Origin of the sequence: Chitinophaga sp. S165, from assembly GCF_003182155.1 — a bacterium.
GTDB lineage: Bacteria > Bacteroidota > Bacteroidia > Chitinophagales > Chitinophagaceae > Chitinophaga.
Genome location: NZ_QGTG01000002.1, coordinates 984,720 through 1,010,185, shown reverse-complemented (window position 1 = coordinate 1,010,185; position 25,466 = coordinate 984,720). Strand labels below are relative to the sequence as shown.

At 45.2% G+C, this 25,466-nt stretch carries 25 protein-coding genes; 15 read left to right on the top strand and 10 right to left on the bottom strand.

Features of this window, described 5'->3' with window-relative positions:
- Positions 1-9: 9 nt before the first annotated feature.
- The 3 genes from C7475_RS12370 to C7475_RS12360 all read right to left on the bottom strand — a co-directional run bounded on the left by C7475_RS12370 (position 10) and on the right by C7475_RS12360 (position 2,959).
- Entirely contained in the window at positions 10-1,188 is a 1,179-nt protein-coding gene (locus C7475_RS12370) for an aldose epimerase family protein (RefSeq protein WP_110053653.1), read from the bottom strand.
- A 135-nt stretch (positions 1,189-1,323) separates the two neighbouring features.
- Positions 1,324-2,298 carry a deoxyhypusine synthase family protein gene (locus C7475_RS12365; protein ID WP_110053652.1) on the bottom strand — a complete coding sequence of 325 codons (975 nt, stop codon included), beginning with the start codon at positions 2,296-2,298 and terminating at the stop codon, positions 1,324-1,326.
- Between the two features lie 124 nt (positions 2,299-2,422).
- Positions 2,423-2,959, bottom strand: a complete 537-nt coding sequence (locus C7475_RS12360) for a hypothetical protein (protein ID WP_110053651.1) — start codon at positions 2,957-2,959, stop codon at positions 2,423-2,425.
- Between the two features lie 518 nt (positions 2,960-3,477).
- Here C7475_RS12360 and C7475_RS12355 point away from each other — a divergent pair.
- The 6 genes from C7475_RS12355 to C7475_RS12330 all read left to right on the top strand — a co-directional run bounded on the left by C7475_RS12355 (position 3,478) and on the right by C7475_RS12330 (position 8,823).
- On the top strand, positions 3,478-4,059 hold the full coding sequence (locus C7475_RS12355; RefSeq protein WP_110053650.1) for an ACP phosphodiesterase: 582 nt from the start codon (positions 3,478-3,480) through the stop codon (positions 4,057-4,059).
- Between the two features lie 48 nt (positions 4,060-4,107).
- Positions 4,108-4,728 carry a DUF2911 domain-containing protein gene (locus C7475_RS12350; protein WP_233259833.1) on the top strand — a complete coding sequence of 207 codons (621 nt, stop codon included), beginning with the start codon at positions 4,108-4,110 and terminating at the stop codon, positions 4,726-4,728.
- A gap of 572 nt (positions 4,729-5,300) precedes the next feature.
- Complete coding sequence (locus C7475_RS12345) at positions 5,301-6,440, top strand: cystathionine gamma-synthase (protein WP_110053648.1); 1,140 nt, start codon at positions 5,301-5,303, stop codon at positions 6,438-6,440.
- A gap of 261 nt (positions 6,441-6,701) precedes the next feature.
- Positions 6,702-7,475 (top strand): TIGR02757 family protein, encoded by a 774-nt coding sequence (locus tag C7475_RS12340; RefSeq protein WP_110053647.1) that lies wholly within the window; start codon positions 6,702-6,704, stop codon positions 7,473-7,475.
- 13 nt (positions 7,476-7,488) lie between these two features.
- Complete coding sequence (locus C7475_RS12335; RefSeq protein ID WP_146217532.1) at positions 7,489-8,451, top strand: DUF6263 family protein; 963 nt, start codon at positions 7,489-7,491, stop codon at positions 8,449-8,451.
- A 45-nt stretch (positions 8,452-8,496) separates the two neighbouring features.
- Positions 8,497-8,823: a hypothetical protein gene (locus C7475_RS12330; protein ID WP_110053645.1), complete on the top strand. Its 327-nt coding sequence runs from the start codon at positions 8,497-8,499 to the stop codon at positions 8,821-8,823.
- Between the two features lie 5 nt (positions 8,824-8,828).
- Here the strand turns inward: C7475_RS12330 and C7475_RS12325 are convergent, their stop codons facing one another.
- On the bottom strand, positions 8,829-9,494 hold the full coding sequence (locus C7475_RS12325; RefSeq protein WP_110053644.1) for a sterol desaturase family protein: 666 nt from the start codon (positions 9,492-9,494) through the stop codon (positions 8,829-8,831).
- 496 nt (positions 9,495-9,990) lie between these two features.
- On the opposite strand from C7475_RS12325, the gene C7475_RS12320 reads away from it, so the two are divergent.
- Positions 9,991-10,998 carry a fumarylacetoacetate hydrolase family protein gene (locus tag C7475_RS12320; protein ID WP_110053643.1) on the top strand — a complete coding sequence of 336 codons (1,008 nt, stop codon included), beginning with the start codon at positions 9,991-9,993 and terminating at the stop codon, positions 10,996-10,998.
- A gap of 9 nt (positions 10,999-11,007) precedes the next feature.
- Entirely contained in the window at positions 11,008-11,892 is an 885-nt protein-coding gene (locus C7475_RS12315; RefSeq protein ID WP_110053642.1) for a flavin reductase family protein, read from the top strand.
- Between the two features lie 73 nt (positions 11,893-11,965).
- On the opposite strand, the gene C7475_RS12310 is transcribed toward C7475_RS12315, so the two are convergent.
- Together C7475_RS12310 and C7475_RS12305 are read right to left on the bottom strand one after the other, a co-directional pair.
- Positions 11,966-12,697, bottom strand: coding sequence for a DUF4197 domain-containing protein (locus tag C7475_RS12310; protein WP_110053641.1), 732 nt, complete (start codon positions 12,695-12,697; stop codon positions 11,966-11,968).
- Positions 12,698-12,824: 127 nt separating this feature from the next.
- On the bottom strand, positions 12,825-13,658 hold the full coding sequence (locus C7475_RS12305) for a universal stress protein (RefSeq protein WP_110053640.1): 834 nt from the start codon (positions 13,656-13,658) through the stop codon (positions 12,825-12,827).
- A gap of 136 nt (positions 13,659-13,794) precedes the next feature.
- Here C7475_RS12305 and lysS point away from each other — a divergent pair, with 136 nt between their 5' ends.
- The 3 genes from lysS (at position 13,795) to C7475_RS12290 (ending at position 18,061) form a co-directional block, all read left to right on the top strand.
- The gene (gene lysS / locus C7475_RS12300; RefSeq protein ID WP_110053639.1) at positions 13,795-15,309 is read left to right on the top strand and encodes a lysine--tRNA ligase; all 1,515 of its coding nucleotides are present in this window, start codon (positions 13,795-13,797) and stop codon (positions 15,307-15,309) included.
- Between the two features lie 170 nt (positions 15,310-15,479).
- Entirely contained in the window at positions 15,480-15,830 is a 351-nt protein-coding gene (locus C7475_RS12295; RefSeq protein ID WP_110053638.1) for a DoxX family protein, read from the top strand.
- A gap of 98 nt (positions 15,831-15,928) precedes the next feature.
- Positions 15,929-18,061, top strand: a complete 2,133-nt coding sequence (locus tag C7475_RS12290) for a S9 family peptidase (protein WP_110053637.1) — start codon at positions 15,929-15,931, stop codon at positions 18,059-18,061.
- Between the two features lie 790 nt (positions 18,062-18,851).
- Here the strand turns inward: C7475_RS12290 and C7475_RS12285 are convergent.
- The 3 genes from C7475_RS12285 to C7475_RS12275 all read right to left on the bottom strand — a co-directional run bounded on the left by C7475_RS12285 (position 18,852) and on the right by C7475_RS12275 (position 20,811).
- Positions 18,852-19,190: a tRNA-binding protein gene (locus tag C7475_RS12285; RefSeq protein WP_110054055.1), complete on the bottom strand. Its 339-nt coding sequence runs from the start codon at positions 19,188-19,190 to the stop codon at positions 18,852-18,854.
- A 339-nt stretch (positions 19,191-19,529) separates the two neighbouring features.
- Positions 19,530-20,084 (bottom strand): LPS export ABC transporter periplasmic protein LptC, encoded by a 555-nt coding sequence (lptC, locus tag C7475_RS12280; RefSeq protein WP_110053636.1) that lies wholly within the window; start codon positions 20,082-20,084, stop codon positions 19,530-19,532.
- A 91-nt stretch (positions 20,085-20,175) separates the two neighbouring features.
- A complete protein-coding gene (locus C7475_RS12275) occupies positions 20,176-20,811 on the bottom strand; it encodes an LON peptidase substrate-binding domain-containing protein (RefSeq protein ID WP_110053635.1) in 636 nt (211 codons plus the stop codon).
- Between the two features lie 129 nt (positions 20,812-20,940).
- On the opposite strand from C7475_RS12275, the gene C7475_RS12270 reads away from it, so the two are divergent.
- Positions 20,941-21,993, top strand: coding sequence for a glycosyltransferase family 1 protein (locus C7475_RS12270; RefSeq protein ID WP_158286490.1), 1,053 nt, complete (start codon positions 20,941-20,943; stop codon positions 21,991-21,993).
- A gap of 15 nt (positions 21,994-22,008) precedes the next feature.
- Positions 22,009-23,052 carry a glycosyltransferase family 1 protein gene (locus C7475_RS12265; RefSeq protein WP_110053633.1) on the top strand — a complete coding sequence of 348 codons (1,044 nt, stop codon included), beginning with the start codon at positions 22,009-22,011 and terminating at the stop codon, positions 23,050-23,052.
- A gap of 61 nt (positions 23,053-23,113) precedes the next feature.
- Here C7475_RS12265 and C7475_RS12260 read toward each other — a convergent pair whose 3' ends face one another.
- The gene (locus C7475_RS12260; RefSeq protein WP_110054054.1) at positions 23,114-23,986 is read right to left on the bottom strand and encodes a glycosyl transferase; all 873 of its coding nucleotides are present in this window, start codon (positions 23,984-23,986) and stop codon (positions 23,114-23,116) included.
- Between the two features lie 60 nt (positions 23,987-24,046).
- On the opposite strand from C7475_RS12260, the gene meaB reads away from it, so the two are divergent.
- On the top strand, positions 24,047-24,946 hold the full coding sequence (gene meaB, locus C7475_RS12255) for a methylmalonyl Co-A mutase-associated GTPase MeaB (RefSeq protein WP_110053632.1): 900 nt from the start codon (positions 24,047-24,049) through the stop codon (positions 24,944-24,946).
- A 186-nt stretch (positions 24,947-25,132) separates the two neighbouring features.
- Entirely contained in the window at positions 25,133-25,453 is a 321-nt protein-coding gene (locus tag C7475_RS12250) for a multidrug efflux SMR transporter (RefSeq protein WP_110053631.1), read from the top strand.
- Positions 25,454-25,466: the final 13 nt, after the last annotated feature.

Sequence of the window (25,466 nt, the reverse complement as noted above, 5' to 3'; positions counted from 1 at the left end):
AGATCCTTCTTACTTCACACCGAACTTATACACACACGTAGAGGTATAAGTCTGACCTGGCTTCAGTACTACTGAAGGGAAAGATGGCTGGTTCGGAGAATCAGGGAAATGTTGTGTTTCCAGGCAGAAAGCACCACGATGAACGTACGCTTTACCTTCTTTGCCTTTATCGGTACCATCCAGGAAGTTACCGCCATAGAACTGAACACCAGGTTCAGTTGTCCAGACTTCCAGGAAACGGCCGCTCTGAGGCTCTTCTACAGTTGCCGCCAGAGACAGTTCATTGCCTTTTTTGTTCAATACATAGTTGTGATCGTAACCTTTACCGAATTTCAGCTGTTCGAAATCAGCATCCACTCTTTCTCCGATTTTGGTAGGAGTGGTAAAGTCCATCGGTGTACCTTTTACAGCTTCCAGTTTTCCTTTAGGGATCAGCGTACTGTCCACAGGCGTAAACTTGTCGGCGTTGATGTACATGATGTGATCATTTATATCACCGTTACCGGCGCCATGCAGGTTGAAGAAGGAGTGATTGGTCAGGTTTACAACGGTTGCCTTATCGGTAGTAGCGCTGTAATCGATCTTCACTTCGTTGCTGTCAGTCAGCTCGTAGGTCAGTGTGATGTCCAGGTTGCCCGGGTATCCTTCTTCACCATCTTTTGACAGGTAGTGCAGTTTTAACGTATGATCATTTGGCTGTTCAGCATCCCACACAACGTCATTAAAGCCTTTTTTACCACCGTGCAGATGGTTTACACCATTGTTCACAGCCAGTGTATATTCTTTACCATCCACTTTAAATTTGCCTTTGGCAATACGGTTACCGTAACGTCCAACGATACCGCCATAATACCTTTCTTTCGTATTCACATACTGGTCAATGTTATCATAGCCCAGTTCCACATCAGCCAGTTGACCCTGTTTATCGGGAGCCAGCAGACTAACGATCTTGGCGCCATAGTTTGTAATAGCTACCTGGATATTCCCTTTTCCTTTCAGGTGGTACAGCTTTACGGGCTTACCATCAATGGTCTTGTCAAACGCAGCATCGGAGATCTGTCCTGCGGAAACACTGTCTTGTAAGGTACTCATACTATCTGTCGTGTTATTATTGGTTTTTGTACCAGACTGGCAGGCACTGATGCTCACTGCGGCTGCTACTGTTAGAAGTGGAATAATGTTTTTCATGTTTGGAAGTTATAAGGGTACAATATACGCTTTCTGTCTTAAAAATGAAAGCATTACACTACAACAAAAAACGCTGACCCTGCAAAATGCAATGATCAGCGTTTCGTTCAGCATTCGCCCTTAGGGCGAGTGCCCTTACCAGCCAAGCAGGTAAGCAAATATCAGCGGCGCTACGATGGTAGCATCAGATTCTACGATAAACTTCGGTGTATTGATATCCAGTTTTCCCCAGGTGATCTTCTCGTTCGGCACTGCTCCGGAGTAAGAACCGTAAGAAGTGGTAGAGTCAGAGATCTGGCAGAAATATCCCCAGAAAGGAACATCATGCCATTCAAGGTCCTGGTACATCATTGGCACTACACAGATAGGGAAGTCGCCCGCGATACCGCCACCGATCTGGAAGAAGCCTACGCCTTTACCAGCGGAATTGTTACGGTACCAGTCAGCCAGCCATACCATGTACTCGATACCGCTCTTCATGGTAGAAGCCTTCAGTTCACCTTTGATGATGTAAGAAGCGAAGATATTACCCATGGTACTGTCTTCCCATCCTGGAACAACGATAGGAATATTACGTTCAGCAGCAGCGATCATCCAGCTGTTCTTAGGATCGATCTCGTAATGCTCTTTCATGACACCGCTCAGCAGCAGCTTGTACATATATTCATGCGGGAAGTAGCGTTCGCCTTTATCATCCGCATCTTTCCAGATCTTATGGATATGTTCCTGTATACGACGGAAAGCTTCTTCTTCCGGGATACAGGTATCAGTAACCCTGTTAAAGCCATCCTGCAGCAGGTCCCATTCTTCCTGTGGGCTCAGGTCACGGTAATGAGGCACCCTTTTGTAGTGTGTGTGCGCTACGAGGTTCATGATATCTTCCTCCAGGTTAGCCCCGGTACAGGAAATGATATCCACTTTTCCCTGGCGGATCATCTCCGCGAAGGAAATACCCAACTCGGCGGTACTCATAGCACCTGCAAGGGATACCAGCATTTTACCGCCTTCCAGTAAATGTGTTTCATATCCCTTGGCAGCATCCACCAGAGCAGCCGCATTGAAGTGGCGGTAGTGGTGCTGGATAAATTGAGAAATAGGCCCTTTATTCATGTCCGTTTATAAGTTTAATTCCTTTAGAGAACGGCAAAGGTAAGGAATTAAAAAAAATAGCCCATAATAGCTGCTGCTACTATGGACTATACTGACTATGGACTTTCAACTGATGAACTGATGTCTACACTTTTTTCATCTTCTGATGAACGCTGAGATCACCTCTCGCATCTGACTTGATCACCTTCCAGGTCTTTTCACCTTCCAGTGTCACGTAATAAACAGTGGAGCCTTCACTGTCGAATTCCACTACCCAACGAACTTTTTCATCAGGGTAACGTTTTGCCAGCTTGTTGGATACAGCCAGCGGCAGGTACTGCTCGTCAATGTAACGACGGGTAGCCAGCAGGGTACCATCTTCGTCAAAGTAAGCAGTCACACTGCGTGTGTTAAGGTTAAACTTGGCCATAAAGGTCTTGTTGTCATCGCTGTACCATTTAACGTCTACAGCGTCAGCAAACTCCTTACTCAGCGCTTGTTTCAGCTTGCTGGTGGCTTCCATTTCCTTCGTGCCTGTTCCTGTGGTGGCAAAGGCAAATTGTGTGGAGAAGAAAAGTACTGCAGCAAATAAGAGCAGCATTCTTCTGAACCGGGTGCCTGGCAGCCGGTTGGCATCCGCAGATGCATTAGTGCGGTTAATTGAATTGATGCTAGGTTTCATGGCGGAAACTTTTTTGTTTGTTTGTGATGTAAATGTACATGCAAGAAGGGGTCGGGGTCAAATGCTTTGTTATAAGTGGATTCGCTAGATTAATTGACTATAGTCACTTATATCTTCAGCATCATAAACATACCTCCGCTTGCCATATACTTCCTTTGCCATGCACATGTTGCACTGAAAGCCCGATTGTTGCAAGGGTCTCCGTTAAGCTTTTGTTAAACTGGACGGAATTCCGGGATCATTGACGAATGGAACTTAACGCAGTTCTCTTTGTTCCTTTACCAATGGTTAACGATTTTTGTTCACTGCTTTTACTCGGGTTGTTTTTTCAACATGACGACACAAATGTCAAAACATTTTCCTTCACTGACAATCACCATAAACGGTATAAAAACTCACCTAAACCGGTGATTTAACGAATTGATTAACAGACTTAATACCAGCTTAACATTGGATCCGTATATCGTGCATGCGCATGTTAAGAACAGCAGCTGCAAAAGATATTCTATCTTCAGTGTATGAACTACCTGGCCCACGCATATCTTTCGTTCCTTGATCCATCCATTACAGTTGGCAACATGATCGCTGATTATGTAAAAGGCAAACAATGGCAGGAATATGATCAGGGCATACAGCAGGGTATACAATTACATAGAGCTATCGATACATTCACAGATACGCATCCTGTTACATTGGCCGCCAGGGAATACTTTCAGCCTTCGTGTGGCAGATACAGCGCCGTATTCATTGACATCGTGTACGATCATTTCCTTGCTACGGATGATTCCATTTTTACAGACACTTCTTTAACTTCCTTCTCTAGACAGGTTTATACAATACTGGCCAACCATCATGAAATATTGCCGCCTGTATTCCAACAGGTATTTCACTACATGCGGCAGCATGACTGGCTTTATGGCTACAGGTTTATGGACGGCATTTTTAAGAGTTTCGGTGGTATCGTGCACAGGGCTAAATATCTTGAAGTTACTGCGGATGCTCCGTTTACAGTACTAAAAGAAAACTACGAGACACTTGCTGCGCATTACCGTTCCTTCTTCCCTGAATTAGTAACCTTCGTTAAAACTTACCCGCATTAAATCGTACGTTTGCACTATTATTCTTAACATCTGAATTGATAGCCAACAATGAAAAATTTAGTACGAGTAATGCTGCTTATCGTCATAGCGGGCCTCACCGGTCTCTCCAGCTATGCACAGGACAAGAAGATGCCCCCGTTAGACTCCAGCCCTATGGACATGGCCTATTACCCTGTAATGTATCCTTATGTCGTGAAAGTAAAAGGTGAACCGGGATCACTGGTTGCACGTGTTATTTATAGCCGTCCGCAGAAGAAAGGCAGAAAGATCTTCGGTGAACTGGAATCATACGGGGAGATCTATCGCCTGGGCGCCAACGAGGCTACTGAAATTGAGTTCTTCCGTGCTGTAACAATCGGTGGCAAAAACATTCCAAAGGGCCGTTATACACTGTACGCACAGCTTTCTGAACAGAAATGGACGATGATCGTAAACCGCGAAACAGATATCTGGGGCGCCTTCAAATACGATCAGCGCAAAGACATAGTAAGAACAGAAGTACCTGTTGTTAAACTGAACTCGCCTGTTGAACCATTTACCATCGTTTTTGAAAAAGCAGATTATGGCGCTAACCTCGTCGTTGCCTGGGATACCACCAGCGTAAGTCTCCCTATCAAATGGTCTGATAAAGCACCATCAACAGGAGTAAAGACAGGAAAGAAAAAATAGGCTATCCTGACTATTAACAGCGAACTAAGATTGACATGTGAACAGCAGATCATTTCTACCCCTCTGCAACAAGAAGATAGTTTACACAACAACAGATAACAGAAAAGATAAAAAGCGAAAAGGGAATAGCAAGCTATTCCCTTTTCGCTTTTTAATTAAGTAAGAAAAAAGGCGGTAAGAATACCGCCTAAGAATTTTAACCATATCCTATGAAAAACCTTAACAAATGTAGGGCGATTAACTGCGCGGAAACTACGGTTTCGGCTGAGTGAACAAATTTTGTTCGTGAATGTTGCATTTTTATCCGTGAAGGAACTTTCAAGAGCGATTTCGGACAAAACCCGCGCCAGTACAGCGTATTTATACCTCAGTCTGTTGCTGCGTAGAATTACTTATTTGCCTTTTTTATTATCTGAACAGCTATCTGATTGGATGTCTTTGACATACAACTCACAGGTGAACCTATACGTACCGCTCCCTGCATCCATACCGCCCCGATTCGCCGTTATGCCGGAATTAGTACCTTTGGAACTTTCACACTACAGATCTTCTAAATAATAAAATATTCAGGCATGAAGCTGGGAACTAAACTCATACACGCAGGCGTAAGCCCCGATCCGTCAACCGGGGCCATTATGACCCCGATCTTTCAAACTTCCACCTATGTCCAGAGCGCTCCAGGCCAGCATAAAGGCTATGAGTACGCCCGCACACAGAACCCAACCCGCGATGCATTACAGTCGGCCCTGGCTGCCATCGAGAATGGTAAATACGGCATTTCCTTCGGCAGCGGCCTGGCCGCCACCGATGCGATCATGAAGTTGCTCAACCCCGGCGATGAGGTTATCGCCTCTAACGATCTTTATGGCGGTACCTACCGCATCTTCACCAAAGTGTTTGAACGGTACGGCATAAAATTCCAGTTTATCGGTATGCAGGAGGCTGAAAATATCCGCAGTTATATTACGCCCAAAACCAAGCTGATCTGGATAGAAACGCCTACCAATCCACTGCTGAACATTATCGACATTGCCGCCAGCGCAAAAATTGCACAGGAACATAATATCCTGCTCTGTGTTGATAACACCTTCGCTTCTCCTTATCTCCAGAATCCATTGGACCTGGGTGCACATATTGTTGTACACAGCGCTACCAAATACCTCGGTGGCCATAGCGATGTTGTACACGGAGCTGTGATCGTAAAAGACGATGCGCTGGCGCAACAACTCTATTTCATACAGAACAGCTGCGGTGCAGTACCTGGCCCGCAGGATTGTTTCCTTGTATTACGTGGCCTGAAAACCCTGCACGTCCGTATGCAACGGCATTGTGAGAATGGCGCTGCTGTCGCACAGTTCCTCCGCCAGCATCCTAAAGTGGATAAAGTATACTGGTGCGGTTTTGAAGATCATCCTAACCACCATATTGCCAAACAGCAGATGAAAAGTTTCGGTGGCATGATCTCTTTCACACTGAAAGACGACAGCCAGGAGGCCGCTTTTAAAGTACTTAGCGGCACACATCTCTTCTCTCTTGCGGAATCACTTGGAGGGGTAGAGTCGCTGATAGGTCACCCGGCCAGTATGACCCATGCCTCCATTCCCAGAGAAGACCGCGTTGCCAACGGCCTGGTAGATTCCCTCATCCGCTTAAGTGTTGGTATCGAAGATGTTGAAGACTTAATTGCCGACCTGCAGAAAGCGATCGGATAATAACCATATATCAGATCCTGGAAGCAATTCTTCCAGGAAGGTTTGAGGATGTACTCATCGTACATCCTCAAACTAACACAACCTCAACCGGAAAATACGGCACATTCTCCTCCGGAATACTCACAAATGCTCATTCTCAATAATATATATCAGATAACCAATTATCTATATAAATTGATATAGTATGAACATCTTTCCTTATTTTTCGGACTGCCGGCGTATCGCACTCCGGAATATCAGCACTAAACCGAGCATACCATTATGAAATTCGAGCAACTGAAGGCCTTCTTAGATACGAAAGCGGTATACTACAATACCCCGGATTTCATTCCCGGAGATCCGATATGCATACCTCACAGGTTTACAAAACTTCAGGATATTGAAATTGCCGGTTTATTTGCTGCCATTCTTGCCTGGGGTAACCGAACCACCATCATTAATAAGTGTACGGAACTGATGAAACTCATGGACGACGCTCCTTACGACTTCATCCTGAACCATAAGCCCAAAGAGCGGATGAAACTGCTCCAGTTCTGCCATCGTACCTTTAACGGAGTAGACCTGATGTACTTTGTAGAATATCTCCAGGGATATTATACAGACGTCACCTCCCTCGAATTTGCCTTCAGCGGCCATATCACTGCCGAAGACGAAACGATCGAAAATGCCCTCAGAGGCTTCCATCATATGTTCTTTCTCCCGGAACACCCGGAACGCACGAGGAAGCATATTTCTACTCCGGCCAGAAATTCAGCATGTAAAAGATTGAATATGTACCTTCGCTGGATGGTCAGAAAAGACGAAAATGGCGTGGATTTTGGACTATGGCAGCATATTCAGCCATCTCAGCTGGTTTGCCCGATGGACGTACATGTGGGTAGAGTGGCCACCAGACTGGGATTGATCCCTGCCGCAAAGTCAGATTGGAAAACAGCGCTTGCCCTAACCGAGCAACTCAGACAACTGGACCCGCTGGACCCTGCTAAATATGACTTTGCCCTTTTCGGTCTTGGCGTAATTGAAAAGTATGTATAATAAATAAAGCGTAATGATGAAGCGATTTTTGGTGTCATTGGCGATGGGAGCAGTACTGGCCCTGCCGGTAAAAGCTCAGTTGCAGGATGAAAAAAGAGACTATGTAGACCTTGCCTACAATTTTCAGAAAGGACAGCAGTTTGAACTGAAACAGGAAAGCCGTAGCGAAACATATACTACCGTAGATGATGTGATGCAGCGCGTGACCCGCGACTTTAACAACAGTATCAGTATCCAGGTGGACGATGTCATCCCTGGTCATGCATATCTTATCTTTAAGTATAAAGAACTTAAATTCAACTTCAACGCACGTAACCAGAACATTCTCGTTGACGCCGCCGTACCGAATGATAAAGAACCTTTCCAGGCAGCCCTGAAAAGCATACTCGAACATCCTTTTACAGTAGATCTTTCCTCTACCGGTTTCATTAACAAGATCACCGGGCTGGATGAACTGCTGGATAAAGCATCTGCTACCTTCACGAACCTGAAGGACGATGAGCAGGAAGCCTATAAGAAACTCATGAAAGACCAGTTCGGGACCAACGCGTTCCGCTCCTGGCTGGAACAGCTCCTGGTAATATATCCCGTTCGCAGTATCAAAACAGGTACCCGCTGGGAAGAAAATGTGCCCATCCGTACCGGTCTGGTAGGTAATATTGACCTGTACTGGAATCTGCAGACCTGGGATGCCCAAACTGCCAAGATCAATGGCACCGGTAAAGTAACTACCAACAAAGTGGAAACCTTTACCATCGAAGACGGCATACAGGCTACCGCCGAAATAGACGGAGATATCATGACCAACTACCTGATTGACCGTAATACCGGCTTACCCAGCATCTGTGCACAGAACACAGAAATGAACGGTACTTACACCTATAAGGCCAATAAGGCGAAACGGATCAAGAAAGATATCAAGGTGCCGGTGAAGATAGTGACCAACGCCTCCTACAAGATCAAACAAATGAAATAACATAGAAAAGGTCCTGTCTGAGACAGGACCTTTTTATTTTTGCGTATGATACAATTACTTCCGGAAACTACTGCCGAACTTTCAGCAGATGCCGCGCTGCAGACTGCCCCGGACATTACTTACGATCAACTGGAATCATTACTCGCTGAGAAATTAGAGCTCCTGATAAGTACAGACTTTCAACAATTCGTGCTGCTACTTTATAAAGTGGATGTTTCTGAGTTTAAGATCCGCCGTATACTGGAATCAGATCTTACGCCAGCTGTGTATAAAAAGATCGCCGCATTGCTGATAGAAAGACAACAGGAAAAGATCATTTCCCGTAAAATTTATAGCCAGCCGCCACCAGATGACGGTGAAGAAAAATGGTGAACAGGCTACTGTTTATTGAACATTAATTCCCTCACTTTCTCCTTATCTTCTTTCTCTTTTTCCAGGTCAAAGCTTGTTCCGAAGATGTGGTCCCATACACTGGTACTTACACCAAATCCCTTTTCATCTCCTTTGTAATGATGCAGGTGATGATTGCGCCATACAGGCTTCAGCAATTTATTCGGTGGGTTCCACGCATGTATCGCATAGTGCATGCTTCCATAGATCAGGTATCCCAGCATAAAACCAGGAAAGAACATAAAAGCATACTGTCTCAGGAAAAAATACTGTGCACCGAAAATAATAGAAGCCAGGATCAGGCTGGGCACAGGAGGCATGAATAATCTTTGCTTGTCACGGGGGTACTCATGGTGGTTGCCATGCATTACATAAATGATCCTTTTTACTCTGGGACTTTCGCTACTGAAATGGAACAGATAGCGGTGCATGATGTATTCAAAGAATGTCCAGAAAAACATGGCACCCAGGAAGACTGTAATGACCCGTGCAATACTAAAACCTAAGACGGTATTGCTGTAATATAACATGTAACCGATGATTGGGACGTACATTGCCCAGATTACAAGGGGGTGTGTTTTGGTGAGCATCTCTAAATACCTGCTTTCAAATAACCGTGCCTGTCCCTTGTTCTTAATCTTATCAAACTTCATAACTCCTTTATTTAGTACAAATAAGTGCTTAAACGAATGATACGTTGTTTCTTAATCTATAATCTATAGCCGAAAGAGCTATCCGCGAATATTATGCCGATCTTATCAGCCATGGATGTATGTTGTTATAAATTTCTTGGCTATTTCATGGGTGCAGGGGTAACCACATCTCTTTGGAGTAATAACATATTTGCCACAGAACCTTTCGTGTTGTAATGATACCTTTATTTACTGAATTAACAGTACCAGTGCAAGCCGCCTTAAAATAGTATAGCATATAACATAAAGAAGATCAATACGAAACACTTTACACATACCATATTAAATTATCTATGTTCATGCCCTCCTAAAGTGAAAAACGAATGAATATAGATCATTGAACGCACTGTTATATTGACGGCATTCTTCACAGCAACCCCTATCTGGCTATATCATTTACTTGCAGCCATTTCATTTTCCTATATTTACAGATCATACAACCAGAACCAACTACATTATGAAACTTGTTACTTACCTCCGGGATGAGGTTGACCAGCTGGCCATCCTCATAGGCGATCAACTGTATAACACACAAGACCTGGACCCTCAGTTACCCGGCAACATGCAGCATTTCCTGCTTATGTGGGAAGAAGTGATAGATATTGCCCGCGCAGCAGAAGCGCAGTTAAAGGCAGGTAAGCCTGTTGGTGTTGCCGCCCCGGTGCCATACCAGTCTGTAGACATTCTTGCCCCGGTACCGTTCCCCACTTCCTGCCGTGATGGTTATGCTTTCCGTCAGCACGTAGCGGCTGCACGACGTAACCGGCGTATTGATATGATCCCAGAGTTTGATCAGTATCCGATCTTCTATTTTACCAATCACAATGCTATACAAGGTCCTGGCGATATCTACTGCATGCCTGACCATTTCGATAAGCTCGACTTTGAACTGGAGGCTGCTGTTGTCATCTGTAAGCCAGGCCGGAACATACCTGCAGCTGAAGCAGACAACTACATCGCCGGCTTCATGATCATGAACGACATGAGTGCCCGCACATTGCAGATGGAAGAAATGAAACTGAATCTTGGTCCCGCCAAAGGAAAGGATTTCAGCACAGTGATCGGCCCTATGCTGGTTACACCCGATGAACTGGAACATCTTATCATTCCTACCAAACCGGGACACACAGGTAAGAACTACAATCTGAAAATGACCTGCCGCATCAATGGTGTGCAAGTCAGTGAAGGCAACATGGGCGATATGGACTGGACCTTTGCAGAGATCATAGAACGTTGTGCATATGGCGCGAACATCCTGCCCGGCGATGTTATTGGCAGTGGCACCGTTGGTACCGGCTGCTTCCTTGAGCTGAATGGCACCGGCAAACTTAATGATCCTAACTACCAGGAGCAATGGTTAAAACCAGGTGATAAAGTGGAAATGACAATAGACGGATTAGGCACACTTTCAAACACCATAGTGGAAGAAGATTCTACCTTCTCCATCCTGAAACTGAAAAAATAACAACACTACATGCAGATCATTCCAGGGCAGATGAAAACAGCTCAACTGCATAACTATTTGCAGGGAGCAGTTGCGCCCAGACCTATTTGTTTTGCCAGTACGCTCGACAAGGACGGACGCCCGAACCTGTCGCCCTTCAGCTTCTTTAATTTATTCGGCAGTAATCCTCCCACACTTATATTTTCACCTTCCCGCAGGGTTCGTGACAATACGACCAAGCATACACTGGAAAACATACTGGAAACAATGGAGGTAGTGATCAATGTTGTCACTTATTCCATGGTACAGCAAACATCACTTTCCAGCTGTGAATATCCGAAAGGCATCAACGAATTTGAGAAGTCAGGTTTTACACCAATAGCTTCCGAAAAAGTGAAACCTTTCCGTGTAAAAGAAAGTCCGGTACAGTTTGAGTGTATTGTAAGGGAAGTGCTGCCACAGGGAAAGGAAGGGGGCGCCGGTAATCTTATCATCTGCGAGCCGGTGCTGATCCACATCAATGATGCTGTCTTAAATGAGAACGGCGCTATCGATCCACATAAGATAGACCTCGTAGCAAGAATGGGAGGGGATTATTACTGCAGGGCATCCGGCGCAGCCGTATTTGAAGTAGCAAAACCCATAACTGAACTGGGTATAGGAATAGATGCATTACCGGCATCCATCAGGCAAAGCTGTATCCTTACAGGCAACAATCTCGGACAGTTGGCCAACGTACAACAGCAACCTGTTGTAGATCCTGCTTTTGAAGATGATCATCTGAAAAATATCATCCAGTATTACAGCATTACGCCCGACGAAATGGAGAAAGAATTGCACCGTCATGCGCAACGCCTGCTGGAAAGCGGGCGGGTACAGGATGCCTGGCAGGTATTGCTGGCAGGAAGTTTCTAAGCATCAACATAAATACAAAACGCCTCGTATCGAAAGACACGAGGCGTTTTTACTATCTATCCTTAATAAGTTATTATTTACTGAAAACCTTCTTTAACAGGTCAGTAGTTCTTGCACCAGGATTCGCACGGATGTTCGCTTCCTCTTTTGCGATCTGGTCAAACAACGCATTCACCGCCATACCGGTTACATAGTCCTGCAGATCAGGATTCACCTTGTTGAAAGTAGTTGGCAGCTTGTTATACGATGTCACGATATCTCCATAATATTTAGTAGCACTGGTGCTGTCAAGATTGCTTTTTATCACAGGAGAAAAAGCAGCTTTCAGCTGGTCGGTGGTTTTACCTTTAAAATATTCAGTAGCTGCATTGTTGCCACCGGAAACCAGTTTCAATGCATCCTGGATGCTCATCTCTTTGATCGCATTTACGAAGATAGGCGCAGCAGAACCTACAGCCGATTCCGCAGCACGGTTAATAGACAGGATCGCTTTATCCACCTGGCTGCCCAGTCCTACGGAACGAAGGGTATTACCGATCTTCACGGCATCAGGAGGTAATAAGAGTTTATATATTTCATTTCCGAAAAAGCCATCTTTCTTGTTCAGGGAAGCAATACCGTTAGCCACGCCTTTAGACAGGGCTTCTTTAATGGCATTACCTGCTTCACCCTGGGTAATATTAGCACCGGATGTTTTAGATACGGCAGAATTGGCAGCATCTCCCAGCTTTTTCAGCAACTGGGCCTGCGATGCCGGCAGGAAGGCTACACTGGATAATAACAATAGACACAGTTTCTTGTACATAGATTGATGTTGTGGTTTAATATGCAAAATAGTAACAATATTTAAGATCCGTTGATATAAAGTTAGAACAAAAAGAACCCCGGAAGTTTAATGGAAGGACGAGCGGTAAGATGGAAAATATTGCCGGCTATTCATGTATAGCCAGCAATGGAATATGCGTATGGAATGCCAGCTGGGCCGTACGGCTCCGTTTAAAGATCCCTTCAAACAACCCATGTTTCCGTGGAATGGTCAGAATGATATCTGCGTTCTCCTTATCGGCAAACTCCATAATACCCTGTACCACATTGCTATGGTCCACGAAATGATATTTAGGGTGATGTCCTTCCAGCAAAGTATCCAGCAGCAGACTAGCCTCAGAGGTGCCGGCACTCAGTCCTTTACCTTCCTTATCGATATTCAGCACATGTAATTCAGCCTGGAAAACGTTCAGCAGGCGTTTCAGCGGATAAACTGGCGTACCCGTTCCCACCTTTTTGAAGTCGCAGGCAAACACGATCTTATTAATAGGCTTAAACGTCGCACCCGAAGGCACGATCAGCACAGGACAGGTCGTATGTTTCACCACATCTATCGTATTAGAGCCGATCAGGATCTCTTCCAGCTGATTTCCACCGGTGGTCCCCATTACGATCAGGTCTGCATGTTCCTCTTTACTGAGGGTATCCGCATGGGCAGCCAGCAGGGTATTATCTGCCCGGTAGTCCAACGTTACGCCCTCGGGCAATTCGGCCAGGAGGTCTTGTTTCATCCGTTCCAGGCCTTCCAGGCTGGCTTCTTTCAATTCATTGGGATCGACCATGGGAAGCGAGGTCGGAACATCCGGGATCGGTACTATCAGCTCATATGCATGAAAAAGTACGATCCGGGTAGTGCCCATCTGATGCGCCAGTCCCAGGGCATAACGGGCTGCATTATAAGCAGTGGCGGAAAAATCGGTTGGTACGATGATGGTTTTCATCCTGTGTTGTTTTAGTAGTTGATGAAATCCCGGTAGGGGGCTTATGTGTAATGAAAATTTGGTGCCAATTCCACGTTTCGTTCATTTCCCCCTTAAATCGACTATTTTTGCACTCCATTATTGTAATCAGTACTACATGACACCATTATCTGAGCAAGAGATCATACGCAGGGAGAAACTGCAGGAACTGGAGAAACTGGGCATCAACCCTTATCCGGCGGAAGAATATCCGGTTAATAATACTGCCGCCAATATCAAGGCGCTGTATTCGGAAGAGACCAAAGACCAGTTCCAGGATGTTTGCCTGGCTGGCCGTATCATGAGGTCACGTGACATGGGAAAGGCGGCTTTTGTGTCGATCCAGGACCATACCACACAGATCCAGCTATATATCCGTCGCGATGATATCTGCAACGGCGAGGACAAGACCATGTTCGATACCGTTTTCAAAAAACTGCTCGACCTGGGAGATATTATTGGCGTGAAAGGTTATGCTTTCATTACCAAAACCGGGGAATTATCTATACATGTGACAAAACTGGACTTCCTCGCGAAATCTCTACGTCCATTACCGGCTGTTCGTGAAAAGGAAGGTGAGGTGTTCGACGCCGTGACCGATCCCGAGTTCAAATACCGTCAGCGTTATGTAGACCTGATCGTGAACCCGCAGGTGAAGGATGTGTTCATCAAACGCACCCTGATCATGAAAACGATCCGCGATTTCTACAACGATCTGGGCTACCTGGAGGTGGAAACGCCTATCCTGCAGCCTATTCCTGGTGGAGCAACGGCCCGTCCGTTCACAACCCACCACAATGCGCTGGACATTCCGCTGTACCTGCGTATTGCTAATGAATTGTATCTCAAACGCCTCATCGTAGGTGGTTTTGAAGGTGTATATGAATTTGCGAAAGACTTCCGTAATGAGGGTATGGACCGTACCCACAACCCGGAATTCACCGTAATGGAAATGTACGCTGCATATAAAGACTATGAATGGATGATGCGCACCACAGAGACCCTGTTGGAAAAGATCGCAGTAGCCCTTCACGGTACAACAGAAGTACAGGTAGGAGAGAAAACTATCAACTTCAAAGCGCCTTTCCGCCGTATCAGCATGTACGACGCTATCCTTGAGCACACCGGCATCGACGTATCCAATATGGATGAAGAGCAGCTTCGTGCTACCTGTGGTAAGCTGGGCATCCATGTTAAACCTAGCATGGGTAAAGGCAAGCTGATAGACGAGATCTTCGGTGAGAAATGTGAAGGCCACTACGTACAGCCTACCTTCATCATCGATTATCCGGTGGAAATGAGCCCGCTGACCAAGAAACACCGTAGCAAACCAGGACTGGTAGAGCGTTTTGAGCTTATGGTGAATGGTAAGGAACTGGCCAACGCCTATAGCGAGCTGAATGACCCGATCGATCAGCGTGCACGCTTCGAAGAGCAGGTACAGCTTATGGAACGCGGTGACGACGAGGCAATGTACATCGACTACGACTTCCTCCGTGCCCTGGAATACGGTATGCCGCCTACCTCCGGTATCGGTATCGGTATTGACCGCCTGACGATGATCATGACCAATCAGCCTTCCATCCAGGACGTGCTGTTCTTCCCGCAGATGAAGCCGGAGAAGATGGCGTAGTATTTAGCTTTCCTTCGGAAAAGATCTGAGCCGGGCTACCAAGCTCGCTATCATATTTAAGCAACGGGCGTATCATTGAGATACGCCCGTTTTCTATTAGGCCTCCGCCTGATTCCCATCAGCCTATACCCAACTATTTCCCCCTACATTTGTTAAAAAACCAAAACCTCATGAAAACAATCATTCCTACCAGGGTCGCTATTATCCTGTACGCCATTGTGATGGGGCTCTTCGGCATTATCCACTTTGTACATGCGAATATTATGGCAGGGGCGGTGCCTATTCCCGGCGGTAAGACCTGGATCTACATTACCGGCCTGGGATTGATCCTGGCAGCTATCTCCTTTATAATTAACGTGATGGTGAAACTGGCGGGGTATCTCCTGGCGCTTTTCCTATTGATCGTTATTGTGACAGTGCATATTCCGCATGCCACAGAAGATCTCCCCTCACTGACCATGCTACTGAAAGACGTAGCCCTGATGGCCGGGGCTATTATGATAGCCAATACCGGGAAATAATGTCCGTAGCTCCGCTCATCCGTAATTTCAGTTTGCGCGTTTCTTTATTTGATTACTTTAGCTCTTTTTAGGAAAAATCTTACAACAGAGCTAAACACATGCATACAACACATTACAGGGCAGCCTGTTATGCAGCACTGAGCCTTCTCAGTATCAGTCTGCAGGCACAGGACAAAAAAGACCTGTCTTTCCGCCAGATCTTCAAGGGAGAAGCTACCGGCCTCTATCAACCACTACCAGCTGTCCGGGGATGGGCAGACGACACACATTACATCGAATACCGCACTGCGGGCGGCGCATCAAAGGCCTGGAAGGTAGATGCAGCCACCGGCAAAGCAGAACCTTATGCAACGCCTCCCGAAGGCGCTACCGTTGCCGTACGTAATAACGACATTATCTATACTTCCGCAGAAGGTACCGAAACACAACTCACAAGTGATACTACCCAGGAAAAGAACCCTACACTTTCTCCCGACGGGAAATATGTAGCCTTCACCCGCGCCAATGACCTCTACAGCGTTGAGATTGCCACTAAAAAGGAGATCCGCTACACCACAGACGGTTCTGACGTAGTATACAACGGTTGGGCATCGTGGGTATACTATGAAGAGATCCTCGGACGTGCCTCTAAATACCGCGCTTTCTGGTGGAGCCCGGATAGCCGCTACCTGGCTTACATGCATTTCGACGACTCCAAAGTACCTGTCTTCCCTATCTATAGTGAAAAGGGACAGCATGGCTACCTGGAGAACACCCGCTACCCTAAAGCCGGCGATACCAATCCTGCCGTTAAAATAGGTACCGTACCAGTAACAGGCGGCAGGACATTATGGGCTGACTTCAATGAAAACGAAGACCAGTACTTCGGTGCCCCTTTCTTTACTCCTGAAGGACGCCTTTGGGTACAATGGATGCCCCGCGGACAGGATAACCTTAAGATCTATGAGATCAATCCTGAAAACGGTCAGAAAAAGGAAATATACAGTGAAAAACAGGCTACCTGGGTTGATTGGTTCGATCATATTCCCTTCCTCGCGGGGGGCAAAGGTTTTATCCTGAAAAGCGATAAAACGGGCTGGTCACACCTTTACTGGCATAATATGGACGGTTCACTGAACAAACAGCTGACGTCAGGTAACTGGACAGTAAAAGGCATTGACGCCATCGATAATAAACAAGGTATCATCTACTTCACGGCCCGTAAAGAAGCATCTCCCCGTACAGACCTGTACCAGGTAAGTATGAAAACAGGTGTTATTACCCGGCTTACCTTCGGCGACTATTTCCATGCTGTAGATGCCAGCCCTAATGGCAGCTACTTCGTGACCACCTATTCCAACCTGTCCACTCCGCCCAAAATGGCCTTGCTGAACAACAAAGGAAAAGTAGTAAGGGAACTCGGAGATGCCAAAGGCAGTCAATTCAACCAGTACAATCTGGCCAGCACCAAACTGCAATACTACAAGACCCGTGACGGCCTGGAACTCCCAATGACGATCACCATGCCGCTGAACATGCAACCTGGCAAAAAGTACCCTGTGCTGATTAGTATTTATGGAGGCCCTGATGCCGGCACCGTATATGACAACTGGAAAATGCCGCTCAGCACCCAATGGTGGGCTGAACAAGGCGTGATTCAGGTAGCGATCGACAACCGTAGCTCCGGTCAGCTGGGCAAAATGGGAATGAACTACATCCACCGTCAGACAGGTAAATATGAAATAGAAGACTATATGGATGCCGCTAAATGGTTAAGAGCACAACCCTGGACGGATACCACCAAGGTGTGTATCACCGGTGGCAGTTTCGGCGGTTATATGACCTGTATGGCGCTAACCTATGGCGCTGATGTCTTTACTCATGGTATGGCGAACTTCGCCGTAACAGACTGGCGCCTGTATGACAGTCATTACACTGAGCGTTACATGGATACACCGCAGGAAAATCCGGAAGGGTATCGCATTACCTCTCCGCTGACCTATGCCGACCGTTATAAAGGGCTTATCCGGATCGTACATGGTACTATGGATGACAACGTGCATATGCAGAACAGCATTCAGCTGGTTGACAAGCTGGAGAACCTGGGTAAACATTTTGAGTTCATGGTATATCCTGGCGAGCGTCATGGCTGGAGGACCAGCATTAAGAACAGGCATAGCGACAATGAAATGTATCGTTTCATTTATGCCAACCTGCTGGAGCGTCCTTTTCCGAAGGAATTTGAGCAGTAAAACAGCCTCTTTTATATTTCAGGCCGGTCAGCGAACGCTGACCGGCTTTTTTATCGGTACGATAAGCGATAAAGCCACTTAAATCCGTGAACGTATGAATTTCCCGGTTTAACGTAAATGGACCCAACTGGCACTTTCCAGTGAACGTATCAATTTCTGGATTAATCGCGGGAAGCGAATAAGCTATTGCCAAGCTCGCAGATAAATACTAATGATAAAGGTAAAAGGCTGAAAACCGGGGTTGTTAGAGAAGATTTGGGAGTTTCAGGAAAAAGAAACGGGGCTGCAAGACTACAGCCCCGAAAAATTTTAACCATATCTTTATTGAAAAACCTGTACCAAAGGTGCGCGTATTTTGCATACGTACAAAGGGCATTCTAGTGAATGCTATATTTTACTTGGGGAACGTATCGAAAAAGAAGGTAAACGTATAAGGATAAGTAGGGAAAAAAATACCCAATTTACGGGAGTGTCTTGATAAGTATAATTGAAGATCAATCAATTGAGATAAATAGGAGAGAAATGCTGTAAACCAGCTCTAAAAATAGAAGGGCGGTAAGAATACCGCCCTTGTAATAATTTTAACCATATCCTATGAAAAACCTGAACCAAAGATATAGCAGGCCCCCATGTCTTTACATCCTATTTCCGTGAACGTTATAAAATAGTTCGTAAAACAGTATGTTTGGATAGGTCAGCAATCATATGCTAAATAATATCATATTATATTAAATTTAAATTGTAATATTTACTTACTCGATAGCGAATATACTATCAACTAGTTAGGTTTTTAACCGATTTTGAGGCCATTTGCGACCGTTCTGTCCGGCTGGAGCAAAACAACCTCCTTATTGGCACCCACTGCCCCTAAGACCAGGCATTCAGAGAAAAAATTTGCGATTTGCTTTACGGGAAAGTTTACTACTGCTACCACCTGTTTACCGATCAGTTCCTCCTGCTCGTACAGCTTTGTGATTTGAGCCGAGGAACGTTTAATCCCTAATTCAGGTCCAAAGTCTACCGTTAGCTGATAAGCCGGATTCTTGGCCTTCGGAAAATCAGTAACCGCAGTAACCGTACCTACCCGGATCTCTACCTTCTCAAAATCTGCCCAGTTGATCGTCTCCATATCCATCACTTAAAATAGTGACGCTTAAATTAGTAAAAAAAGGAAAGTAAACCTAGCTCTACTATGTATTTATTTTTGATAAGTATCATTAAACCAGTACCTAACGATCGATTAAATTTTTGAACCGGATATTTATCCGCATACCCTGCCCTATCTTCAGATAACTTTTTGTCTTTATATCAGGAAAAAACCTGCTATCTCGACATACTGAATGGCATGGTTCTTGCGTTTTTATAACGACAAAATTTTAGGTTAAAAATAGGTTAAAGCGAAACGGCCCGACATTGCAAATGCGATGTCGGGCCGTTCTCGTTGTGGCCATATTACCACTTAATATTGTTATTGCATCATGGAGCTGTCCTGAATTACAAACGGACCGCTAGGATGCAGGATCGTATAATCACTAAAGTCCTGGTTAGACTCCAGTCCGGTACCGAAAAGGGTGTCAGTAGCCGTACTGATACGCACCGGCTTGTTAGACAGGAACTTTTGTAGTTTAGGGTCCCAGTTCAGTTCCTCACAGTCCAGTCTTTCTCCCTTTTTATTGATCACCACCACGTGATCTCTCAGGAAGATGGTCGCATCATTTTCAAAATACTTTCCATATCTGGCCGTAAGGGTACTTTCCACGGTCAGGCTGTCATTGTAGAAAAGTACCTTAAGCCCTTTACTAAACTCCACATATACAGGGGGCTTCAGATGCCGCAGCATCACTGGCGCCGTCAGTTTTGCTTTTACACGTCCCGTCTGGCTATACATAGATTCTATATCTTTTCCCTCTTCGACAGCCGTCGTTTTTTTGTCGAGGTTCATAACGGCATTGATATCATTTTCACAGGATACCATTGCCAGAAGAGAGAAAACAAACGCTATCCGCGCTATAATTCTGTTCATATTAATGATTGATAGAAGCCGGTACCGGCTTTTCGGCCCCAAATGTAGGTAATCCCCGGGAAAAGAGGAACCGGGCAACCAGACACCCGGTTTAGATATCACCGGCAGTCAGATTCCTAAAATGTCCGTTCAGCTTTACCCTGTCCTTTAATCTTTCCATCTCAGCCATTAAAGGGATGACCTTCAGCAGGTGCCGCTTCAGGTATTCCAGTCTTTGCAATTCCTGGAACAGGTGAAGTACCTCATATTCCTCATGAAGCGATAAACCGGCATGGTGAGCAATATCATAGGCCAACAGCTCTTCATCAGCCTTTTTAAAGGTCTTGTTGACCTGTAAAATATGATGCAGCTCCCTCAATGCATGTAATACTTGGGTATGCAAGCGGCTATTGCTGTTAAAATGATTTTCAGGGTAGGAAACAATAGCCCCGGTAAACATTTTATCGGGAATGCTCCTGATCACCTCCAGTACCCTGAATACTTTGAGGCCGCGTGTCACTACATCCATCTCACCGTTGTCGTAGGTTTTTTCCACTCTTACGATCTCTACCAGTGTACCGTACTCCACTATCTTTTTATCTATTACCGCCGGAATGCCGAACGGTTTATTCTCAGCAATACAATCTCTGATAAGCTGTTTATACCGTGGCTCAAAAATGTGCAGATTCAGCTGTTCATCCGGGTAAACCACAACACCAAGGGGAAATATTGGAATGAAATTCGTCATATAGCCTAAATTATAGAATTAGTTGTTACCAATGAAATATATAAGGATGTTCTCTATATTTGCCCGATACACTGAAACGAGCCTGACAGGACGATAAAGTGCCTTCAGTTTCAAATCTAAATGATATCCATGCGGCAAATATTGTTTGATTGCGAGAAAATGAAATATGCCAATACCGGCCTTTTTGAGTATTGCAAACAGTTCGGTAATGCGCTGCTTCGCAACAAAGCTGAAGAAGAAAAAGTGGTATTTTATGTACCGGCAAAATATGAAGGCTTTTTTGGTCCGCAGGAACAGTATATCATCAATAGAAAACTGCATCGCTGGTTAATGCCTTCTTTCCCCCGGTTAGATATATGGCATACGTCTTTTCAGTCTTCCCATTTCCGCCCTTCTAACAAGCATACCCGGCACGTATTAACAATACACGATCTCAACGTCATTCACCAGGGATCAACATCTCCCGCCAAGAGAGATTCCGTCTTAAAAAAGATCCAACGGAACATCAACCGTGCAGATCATGTTGTCTGCATTTCCCGGTTCGTTCTTGAAGATGTTAAACAACATCTTGATCTTCGCAACAAACCTGCCAGCGTAATTTATAATGGCGGAACGCTGGAAACTTATCCGGACTTTGACAGTCCGGTATACCGGCCTCAACGCCCTTTTATTTTTGCTATCGGCAGTATAGATACAAAGAAGAACTTCCATGTGCTACCGCCGTTATTGCAGGATAACGACTATGAACTGATCATTGCCGGTCCCGTTTTTGACGAAGCATATAAAGAGAAGATCATGGCCACTGCCGAGCAGTACGGCGTGGCAGACCGTGTGAAGGTGCTGGGCATCATTTCCAATCAGGAAAGATATTGGTACTATCACCGTTGTATAGCTTTTGGATTTCCATCGCTGGCGGAAGGCTTCGGCCTGCCTGTAGTAGAAGCACTGAGTGAAGGCAAACCATGCTTTCTTTCCGATAAGACCAGTTTGCCGGAAGTTGGCGGGCCGTTGTGTTATTACTTCCGCGACTTCAACGCCGATCATATGCAGCAGGTCTTTAAAGAAGGTATGCAACACTTCAATAACACACAACCAATAGCTGCAATGAAGGAACGGGCAGCCTCACTGACTATCGATCATACAGCAAAAAATTACTTACAGATCTATCGTGGTCTATACTAACTTATTTCATTTTTTATGCATCGCATCGGTTTAGACTTAGAGAAATTAAAATATCCTCATAACGGTCTGTACACCTTCTGTATACAGCTGGGCCAACGCCTCTTGCAATTTAAAGCAGACGACGAACAATTAAGCTACTATCTGCCCGGCGGCTTTAATAACTTTAAAGGCGACTTTAAAAAGATCCCATACAAATGGTACGACCGTTATTTCTTCAATCCATCGGAAATGGACGTATGGCATTCTGTACATCAGACAGGCAACGTATGGCCCCGTAAGAAGGCAAAGAAGACTATCGTGACCATTCATGACCTCAACTTTCTCTTTGAGCCTAACAAAGGTAAACGTGAGAAAAGCAAGTCGCTGGAAACGATACAACAGCAGGTAGATGAAACAGATCATATCGTTGCGATCTCCCAATTCACACTGAATACCATACAGGAATATATCAAGGTGCCTAAAAGCAAATGCAGTATCATATACCAGGGCTCTGAAATAAAAGAGTTTCCCGGATTTGATGGCCCACAATACAGACCTGCAGTACCATTCCTGTTCTCTATCGGTATGATCCTGCCGAAGAAGAACTTTCATGTATTACCGAGACTGCTGGAGCACAATGATTATGAATTATTGATTGCCGGAAAAACACAAGGCGATTACTTCAAGAGGATAGAAGAAGAGGCAGCAAAATATGGCGTAAGCTCGCGTGTCAAATTACTCGGCAGTATCACTGACGAAGAAAAGTACTGGTACTATAAAAACTGTAGCGCTTTTATGTTCCCCTCTGTTGCTGAAGGTTTCGGAGCGCCCGTTGTAGAAGCGATGCATTTCGGGAAACCGGTTTTCCTGTCGGACAAAACCAGCTTGCCGGAAATAGGTGGAGATGCAGCTTATTATTTTAAGCAGTTTGATAACGAACATATGCGGCAGGTGTTTGAACAAGGGTTGACACACTATGCAGCGAATAATCCTGCGGGCAAGATAAAACAGCATGCTGAGAAGTTCAGCTGGGATACTAACGCGAGAGAGTATATGAAATTATATAGAAGTCTGTATTAACAGTACATTCATCAGGGATCTTTAATTGGATGATGATATTATACCTTACCTGGTCCCTGATTTAAATAACCTTGTAATTCCTGTAATCGAATAAACGTTTTCCTGTTCTCTTTTCTACCCAATACAGGATACTATCTTTAAAAGAGAATTTCTTCCGGCTGATATCATGGCTGAACTGCCAGTTCTTCTTATTGATCCGTTCTTGCATCACTGCAGGATGGGTACCTTTGAATGGCGCAAGTGAATCTACTTCACCATAGTCGAATTGTGCGATAGGTACGCGATTGTTGACCAGTTGTTCGTTAGTACCGTGATATAACTGAAAAGAATTGTTCAGTTTTTTTGCCTGTGTAGCCGGATCTTTTACCCATCCGTAATGATACATACTGGCATTTACACGCTTCACATGCAATTTCTGCCCTTCCTTTCTGAATCCCTGTGCGTCGCGGTAAGAAGAGATCCTCTTATCGTTACGGATCACTCTGATCTCGTGCTGATACCAGGTACGTGAATCACCTACATAGTCATAACTTCCGAAGAAGTGTTTGTACCTAAATAACAATCCTTCCACTCGTTTGTCGTCCAGGTGTTCCTGCATAGCTGCACGAATAGCAGGATAATCCTGCTCATGTACGACTTCATCCGCCTGTATATAGAAAGCCCAATCCGCATCGGGACTTACGTGCGCAAAAGCTTTATCTGTCTCTACTGCCAGGATAGTACCACCTTCTTTGAGAGAGTCATCCCAGACAGAATGTGTGATCTTTATTTTAGGAGAGCCGATGGACTGGATCAGTTCAAGAGTACCGTCATCACTGTTACCTACACTGACAATCACCTCATCGCAGAGTGGCAGGATCGAATTGATCGCTGCAACTACCGGATAATCATACTTTACTGCATTTCGGACAAAAGTGAACCCAGATACCTTCATATAAGAGATATAATGTTTGCGAAGATATATAATCAATAATGAATTACGTAATTTAGATGCATGCATCAGCCCCTCTTAGCATCCTTACTGAACAAAGACGTAAAGGCCCTTGCAAGGTGTATTTCATTGGTCGAAAATGAAGCTGCCGGCTACGAACAGTTGCTGGAATCACTTCCTACAGGTAGCGATACAAAAGTGATAGGTATTACCGGTCCTCCGGGAGCCGGGAAAAGCACGCTTGTGAATGCCCTCATTACTTTCCTCCTGGGCAACAACAAACGGATCGCTATTATTGCAGTTGATCCATCTTCGCCATTCAATTATGGCGCCTTGTTAGGCGATCGGATCCGCATGGGACAGCACTTCGACAATCAGCAGGTATTTATCCGTTCAATGGCTAGCAGAGGGGCATTGGGAGGCTTAAGCCCGAAGATCATAGAGGTAAGTGACCTGATAAAAGCAGCCGGATTTGATTATCTCTTTATCGAAACGGTCGGTGTGGGACAAAGTGAAGTAGAGATTGCCGGTATTGCCGATACAACTGTAGTAGTGGTAGTGCCCGAAGCAGGAGATGAGATACAGACCATGAAAGCCGGGCTCATGGAAATTGCTGATGTATTTGTGGTCAATAAAGCAGACAGGAAAAATGCGGATGAGTTTGTGAAGAATCTTCGTTTGCTTGCACATACCCGCCAGAAAGAGAACTGGGAAATACCTGTGTTAAAGACGATTGCAACGAGAGAGGAAGGGCTGGCAGCGCTTGTGAATGCGATTACCAGTCATCAGCAGCAGGTACAGGGTAATAGCCATCACCATTCATTGTTACTGGCAGAAAAAGCCTACCAGTTATTGCAACACCGCCGCATGAAAGATGTTAACCGCCGTGCGCTACAACAGCAAATATCGCAGGAGATAGCGACAGCCGGGTTTAACCTCTACCGGTTCGTAAATAATTACTAGCCCCCATAGATTGTGTGTATCTTTGCATTCGTGTTAAGGTACCCTCCATACCGTATTTCCATCGCATATGCCGTATTTCACTACGCTTCCGGCAATGATGAATCCTGGTTGACAAAGTAATGTCGCTCAGTGGCGATCCTATTATTATAACGAACGTAACATACACTTCCATTAAACTCATTTATCATGGCCTGGTTATTCCTGGTTATCGGCGGATTATTTGAAATCGGCTTTACCATTTCATTGAAATATTCTGAGAACTTCTCAAGGCTATGGCCTTCTATTAGCTTCTTTGCGTGTATCTCGCTTAGTTTTCTATTCCTGAATAAGGCAATTACCAACGGACTTCCTATTGGCACTTCTTATGCGGTATGGACAGGTATTGGCGCGGCGGGTACTGCTATTGCAGGAATGCTGCTATTCAAGGAACCAACGGCCTTCTGGCGTCTGTTTTTCCTTTTTATGCTGATAGCATCTATTGTGGGGTTGAAGGTAGTTGCAGACTAAGCGCAATTAATGC

Excerpts from the sequence above, each read along its gene's own strand:
- C7475_RS12370 (WP_110053653.1), bottom strand. The coding sequence starts at position 1,188 with ATGAAAAACATTATTCCACTTCTAACAGTAGCAGCCGCAGTGAGCATC.
- C7475_RS12365 (WP_110053652.1), bottom strand. The coding sequence starts at position 2,298 with ATGAATAAAGGGCCTATTTCTCAATTTATCCAGCACCACTACCGCCAC.
- C7475_RS12360 (WP_110053651.1), bottom strand. The coding sequence starts at position 2,959 with ATGAAACCTAGCATCAATTCAATTAACCGCACTAATGCATCTGCGGAT.
- C7475_RS12355 (WP_110053650.1), top strand. The coding sequence starts at position 3,478 with ATGAACTACCTGGCCCACGCATATCTTTCGTTCCTTGATCCATCCATT.
- C7475_RS12350 (WP_233259833.1), top strand. The coding sequence starts at position 4,108 with ATGAAAAATTTAGTACGAGTAATGCTGCTTATCGTCATAGCGGGCCTC.
- C7475_RS12345 (WP_110053648.1), top strand. The coding sequence starts at position 5,301 with ATGAAGCTGGGAACTAAACTCATACACGCAGGCGTAAGCCCCGATCCG.
- C7475_RS12340 (WP_110053647.1), top strand. The coding sequence starts at position 6,702 with ATGAAATTCGAGCAACTGAAGGCCTTCTTAGATACGAAAGCGGTATAC.
- C7475_RS12335 (WP_146217532.1), top strand. The coding sequence starts at position 7,489 with ATGATGAAGCGATTTTTGGTGTCATTGGCGATGGGAGCAGTACTGGCC.
- C7475_RS12330 (WP_110053645.1), top strand. The coding sequence starts at position 8,497 with ATGATACAATTACTTCCGGAAACTACTGCCGAACTTTCAGCAGATGCC.
- C7475_RS12325 (WP_110053644.1), bottom strand. The coding sequence starts at position 9,494 with ATGAAGTTTGATAAGATTAAGAACAAGGGACAGGCACGGTTATTTGAA.
- C7475_RS12320 (WP_110053643.1), top strand. The coding sequence starts at position 9,991 with ATGAAACTTGTTACTTACCTCCGGGATGAGGTTGACCAGCTGGCCATC.
- C7475_RS12315 (WP_110053642.1), top strand. The coding sequence starts at position 11,008 with ATGCAGATCATTCCAGGGCAGATGAAAACAGCTCAACTGCATAACTAT.
- C7475_RS12310 (WP_110053641.1), bottom strand. The coding sequence starts at position 12,697 with ATGTACAAGAAACTGTGTCTATTGTTATTATCCAGTGTAGCCTTCCTG.
- C7475_RS12305 (WP_110053640.1), bottom strand. The coding sequence starts at position 13,658 with ATGAAAACCATCATCGTACCAACCGATTTTTCCGCCACTGCTTATAAT.
- lysS (WP_110053639.1), top strand. The coding sequence starts at position 13,795 with ATGACACCATTATCTGAGCAAGAGATCATACGCAGGGAGAAACTGCAG.
- C7475_RS12295 (WP_110053638.1), top strand. The coding sequence starts at position 15,480 with ATGAAAACAATCATTCCTACCAGGGTCGCTATTATCCTGTACGCCATT.
- C7475_RS12290 (WP_110053637.1), top strand. The coding sequence starts at position 15,929 with ATGCATACAACACATTACAGGGCAGCCTGTTATGCAGCACTGAGCCTT.
- C7475_RS12285 (WP_110054055.1), bottom strand. The coding sequence starts at position 19,190 with ATGGAGACGATCAACTGGGCAGATTTTGAGAAGGTAGAGATCCGGGTA.
- lptC (WP_110053636.1), bottom strand. The coding sequence starts at position 20,084 with ATGAACAGAATTATAGCGCGGATAGCGTTTGTTTTCTCTCTTCTGGCA.
- C7475_RS12275 (WP_110053635.1), bottom strand. The coding sequence starts at position 20,811 with ATGACGAATTTCATTCCAATATTTCCCCTTGGTGTTGTGGTTTACCCG.
- C7475_RS12270 (WP_158286490.1), top strand. The coding sequence starts at position 20,941 with ATGCGGCAAATATTGTTTGATTGCGAGAAAATGAAATATGCCAATACC.
- C7475_RS12265 (WP_110053633.1), top strand. The coding sequence starts at position 22,009 with ATGCATCGCATCGGTTTAGACTTAGAGAAATTAAAATATCCTCATAAC.
- C7475_RS12260 (WP_110054054.1), bottom strand. The coding sequence starts at position 23,986 with ATGAAGGTATCTGGGTTCACTTTTGTCCGAAATGCAGTAAAGTATGAT.
- meaB (WP_110053632.1), top strand. The coding sequence starts at position 24,047 with ATGCATCAGCCCCTCTTAGCATCCTTACTGAACAAAGACGTAAAGGCC.
- C7475_RS12250 (WP_110053631.1), top strand. The coding sequence starts at position 25,133 with ATGGCCTGGTTATTCCTGGTTATCGGCGGATTATTTGAAATCGGCTTT.